Genomic DNA, 4586 nt, shown 5'->3' with positions numbered 1-4586 from the left:
GTGGTGGTGGGGGGGGGTTTCTTTGGGGGGGGGCGCGCGGGGGGGGGGGGGGGCCCCGCCCCCCCCCCCCCCCCCGGGGCGTCATGCCGGGGGTGTCACTGCGCCGGCCGGGCCGCCATCTCGAACCAGACGACCTTGCCCGTCGACAGCCGCGTCGCGCCCCACCGCCGGGCCAGCCGGTTGACCAGGAACAGGCCGCGGCCGCCCTCGTCCGTCTCGCGCGCCCGGCGCTGCCGGGGCAGCTGCGGGGAGTCGTCACCGACCTCGCAGCGCAGCACGTCGGTCCGCAGCAGCCGCAGCGTCACCGGCCGCTCCGCATAGCGCACCGCGTTGGTGACGACCTCGCTGACCAGCAGCTCCACCTCGTCGGCCAAGTCGTCCAGACCCCAGCGGCTCAGCGCCCGCCGGGCCCGGCCCGGGGCCGCGTCCTCCGGCTCCAGATACCAGTACGCCACATCGCTCGGCGCGATCCCGTCGAACCGGGCGGCCAGCAGCGCGATGTCGTCGTCCCGGTCGCCCGGGCCGAGCATGTCCAGCACGTCGTCGCAGAGCGCCTCCAGCGGCGGCGAGTGGTCCGGGCCGGTGAGCTGCGCGGTCGCCGCCAGGCGCTCCCGCAGCTGCTCGATGCCCGTCCACACGTCCCGCAGCCGCGACTCCACCAGACCGTCGGTGTAGAGGAGCAGCGTGGCACCGGCCGGTGCGTCCAGCTCGACGGCCTCGAAGTCGACGCCGCCCACCCCGATCGGGGCGCCCGCCGGCACCCGCAGCACCTCGGCCCGCCCGCCCAGGTGCAGCAGCAGGGGCGGCGGGTGCCCGGCGTTGGCGATGGTGATCCGGTGTGCGACCGGGTCGTACACCGCGTACAGGCAGGTCGCCATCCGGTCGCTGCCGAGCCGCTGGGCCTGCTCGTCCAGGTGGTGCAGGACCTCCTGCGGCGGCAGGTCGAGCTGCGCCAGGGTCTGCGCCGTCGTCCGGAGCTGGCCCATGATCGCCGCCGAGGTCATGGAGTGGCCCATCACATCGCCGACGACGAGCGCGACCCGGCTACCGGGCAGCGGGATCGCGTCGTACCAGTCGCCGCCGACGCGGGCCGTCTCGGCCGCCGGGAGATAGCGCGAGGCGAGCCGGACACCGGTGGGCTGGGGGAGCGAGTCGGGCAGCATCGTGCGCTGCAGCTCGTCGGCGATGTAGGCCTCGCGCCCGTACAGCACGGCCTTGTCGATGCCGAGCGCGGTGTGCGTCGCCAACTGCGCCGCGACCAGCAGATCACTGGCCTCGAACGGGGTGCGCTCGGTGCCGCGCACGAAGACCGCCGCCCCGATGACCCGCCGCCGGCCGCGCAGCGGGGCCAGGATCGCCCGGTGCCCGGTGGGCACCGACCGGCCGGGGCCGAGCAGCTCCGGCAGCGCGGCCCGCGCCGCCGCCGAGTCGCCGAACACCGGCCGCACCCCGCGCAGCACCTCGCCCAGCGCCCCGCCCGCCCGCACCTCGCGCAGCTCGGCGGCGGGCATCAGGTCGGCCTGCGGGTCCAGGACCAGCGGCCGCAGCCGCTCCGTCTCGGAACCGGCCGCCTCGGCGCCCTCCTCGTCGCTGACGCGCAGCCGGTCGCTGCGCCGCAGCCGCAGCACGAACGGGCTCACCGGGCGCTCGTCGCCCACCGGCAGCGGGTCGCGGAGGTAGACCAGGATCGCGTCGCAGAACGTCGGCACGCTGGCCCGGCACAGCCCGAGGACGATCTCGTCCAGGTCTATGCCCCGGGCGATCCGCCGGGTCGCCGCGCCGACGAAGCGCAGCCGGTCGCCCTCGCGGCGGGTGGCCGCCTGTGCGTCGGCGACGGCGGCCGCCCCGGGGCCCGGGTTCGGCGCGGAGGCCGGAGCGGGCACCGAGGCGGGGGGCTCGGCCGCCGCCGCGTCCTGCTGCCGTGGTCGGGTGCGCTCCTGCGGCCGGGCCGCGAGCGGCTGCCGGCCTTCGTGGGAGGTGGGGTGCTCCGTCACGCGTGGGATTCCGTCCGTCCGGGCCGGTTGTATGAGGCAGTCACCTCGTGTTGGGGCGCTACTGTGCCCCGGCGAGCGCGGGAAGAACAACGGCTGTCACCGGATGCCCCCGAAGAAGGGGCCGAAACCGAGCGCCGCGGAGATGGCCGACAGGCGACCCCGCCGGCGGCGGACGCGGCGAGCGGGCAGCGAACGGCGTGCATGTCTCCACCCCCTCGTAGTGGCTCCCGCGACCGGGCGGAACGTCCGGGTCCGTGGCCCGTCCCTCCGCCCGACCGGTGTGATGACTTGTGGTCAGTTCCGGTGTGGCGCCCGCTGGTTGCGGCTGTCGCCCTCCGTACGCCCGGACCTGCCGACCGGGCCGCCCGAAGGGTCTCTCCAGGGTCTCACGACGGCATACGGGCAGGGGTGCGGTCCCAGTCATCCGGAAGCGGCGGCACCTGCCACCGCGGATCGGGCCGCCAGTGCTCCCAGCCGTCCCGGAACGGCGACCCCCAGCCGGTGATCACCTCGACCGCCGCGAGCCCCGCCTCCCGCACCCGCCGGGCCGTCCCCCGGTCCATCAGGCCGACGTGCTGCGCCTGCGCGAACTCGTCCTCGTCGAGCCATTTCCAGCTCCGGTCGGGGTTCACGGAGATGTCGAGAAAGTGATCCTCGGAATCCACCCCTCCGGACCACCGGGTGCGGGGCTCCTCCAGATTCACGTACCAGTTGCGGAACATCCAGCCCCGGTCCCAGAACAGCCACACCGACCACGGATCCCCCGGTCGGGCCAGCTTCAGCACCCCGGACCCGAACCACGTCGAGCGGGCCGTGGTGCGCGGCGCGGTGTAGCGGGTGGCCAGCGGTTCGGCGTGCACCTGGGTGCCGTCCAGCAGCACCGGCCGTACGCACTCGGTGCCCGGGGCCATCCACACGGCGAGCAGTTCGTCGGTGTCCTGCACGACGGTCACCGGACGGCAGATGTGCACGGGCGGGGCGCCGGCCGTCCGGTGGGTCCGGCCGTTGTCGCGGTAGCGCCAGAGGATCCGGTCCCCCGGCGCCCAGCGCGCGCACTCTCCCGTGCCTGTCATCCCCGTACCTGTCATGGAGGGATCTTACGGAGCGCTCCCACCGGCCCGCTGCGACTCAGGTCACCCGGATCTCACCGGGCGCCCCGCCCGGCGCTCACGGACGGGTCATCCGCAGCACGTCCAGCGCCTCGTCGAGCTGCTCCATCGTCAGGTCGCCGCGCTCCACGTAGCCCGAGGCCAGGACCGTCTCGCGGATCGTCGTCCCGTCCTTGAGGGACTTCTTGGCGACCTTCGCCGCCTCCTCGTAGCCGATGTACTTGTTCAGCGGGGTCACCACGGACGGCGAGGACTCCGCGTAGGCGCGGGCCCGCTCCACGTCGGCGGTGATGCCGTCGACCGTACGGTCCGCGAGCAGCCGGGAGGCGTTGGCGAGCAGCCGCACCGACTCCAGGAGGTTCTTCGCGATGACCGGGAGCATCACGTTCAGCTCGAAGTTGCCCGCGGCCCCCGCCGTGGCGACCGTCGCGTCATTGCCGGTGACCTGGGCGGCGACCATCAGGACCGCCTCCGGGATCACCGGGTTGACCTTGCCCGGCATGATCGACGAGCCGGGCTGGAGGTCGGGCAGCGCGATCTCGGCGAGGCCCGTGCGCGGGCCCGAGGCCATCCACCGCAGATCGTTGGAGATCTTCGTCAGCGAGACGGCGATAGTCCGCAACTGGCCGGAGGTCTCCACCAGCCCGTCCCGCGCGCCCTGCGCCTCGAAGTGGTCGCGGGCCTCGGTCAGCGGCAGCCCGGTGGCGGCCGCGACCTCAGCGATCACGGCGGCGGAGAAGCCGGGCGGGGTGTTGATGCCGGTGCCCACCGCCGTACCGCCCAGGGGGAGTTCGGCCAGCCGGGGCAGGGAGGCGCGCAGCCGCTCCACGCCGTAGCGGATCTGCGCCGCGTAGCCGCCGAACTCCTGGCCGAGCGTGACCGGGGTGGCGTCCATCAGATGCGTACGGCCGGACTTCACGACCTCCGCGAATTCGGCCGATTTCCGCCCCAGCGACTCGGCCAGGTGATCGAGCGCCGGGATCAGATCGGCGGTCACGGCGGCGGTGGCGGCGATGTGGATGGAGGACGGGAAGACGTCGTTGGACGACTGGGAGGCGTTCACATGGTCGTTGGGGTGGACCTCGCGGCCGAGGCGTTCGGTGGCCAGGGTGGCGATCACCTCGTTGGTGTTCATGTTCGACGAGGTGCCGGACCCCGTCTGGAACACGTCGACCGGGAAGTGCTCGTCCCAGCGGCCCGACGCGACCTCCGCCGCGGCCTCCTGGATCGCGCCGGCGATGTCCGGATCCAGCACCTTCAGCTCGGCGTTGACCTTGGCGGCCGCGCCCTTGATCCGAGCCAGCGCCTCGATGTGCGCCCGCTCCAGGCGCTGCCCGGAGACGGGGAAGTTCTCCACCGCCCGCTGGGTCTGGGGCCCCCCCAAGGGGTGCGCGGGGGCCGAAAACAACCCCCACAACAGAAGGGAGCGAACGGAAACCCAGGATAACGGGGGCGCCGCCCACCCCGAGGCCCAAGGGGGTTT

3 protein-coding genes are annotated in these 4586 nt (G+C 74.1%); all 3 read right to left on the bottom strand.

What is annotated here, in order from left to right:
- Nucleotides 1-95: 95 nt before the first annotated feature.
- A complete protein-coding gene (locus JS521_RS16240; RefSeq protein ID WP_205083703.1) occupies nt 96-1994 on the bottom strand; it encodes a SpoIIE family protein phosphatase in 1899 nt (632 codons plus the stop codon).
- A 386-nt stretch (nt 1995-2380) separates the two neighbouring features.
- A complete protein-coding gene (gene fomD, locus JS521_RS16235; RefSeq protein ID WP_205083702.1) occupies nt 2381-3067 on the bottom strand; it encodes a cytidylyl-2-hydroxypropylphosphonate hydrolase in 687 nt (228 codons plus the stop codon).
- Between the two features lie 94 nt (nt 3068-3161).
- Complete coding sequence (locus tag JS521_RS16230; RefSeq protein WP_275564196.1) at nt 3162-4523, bottom strand: class II fumarate hydratase; 1362 nt, start codon at nt 4521-4523, stop codon at nt 3162-3164.
- Between the last annotated feature and the right edge of the window lie 63 nt (nt 4524-4586).

This window comes from Streptomyces durocortorensis (assembly GCF_016901035.1).
In the GTDB taxonomy this organism is placed as follows: Bacteria; Actinomycetota; Actinomycetes; order Streptomycetales; family Streptomycetaceae; genus Streptomyces; species Streptomyces durocortorensis.
Note: the sequence above shows the minus strand (reverse complement) of the source record. Positions and strands in the feature narration are given on the sequence as shown.

Excerpts from the sequence above, each read along its gene's own strand:
- fomD (WP_205083702.1), bottom strand. The coding sequence starts at position 3,067 with ATGACAGGCACGGGAGAGTGCGCGCGCTGGGCGCCGGGGGACCGGATC.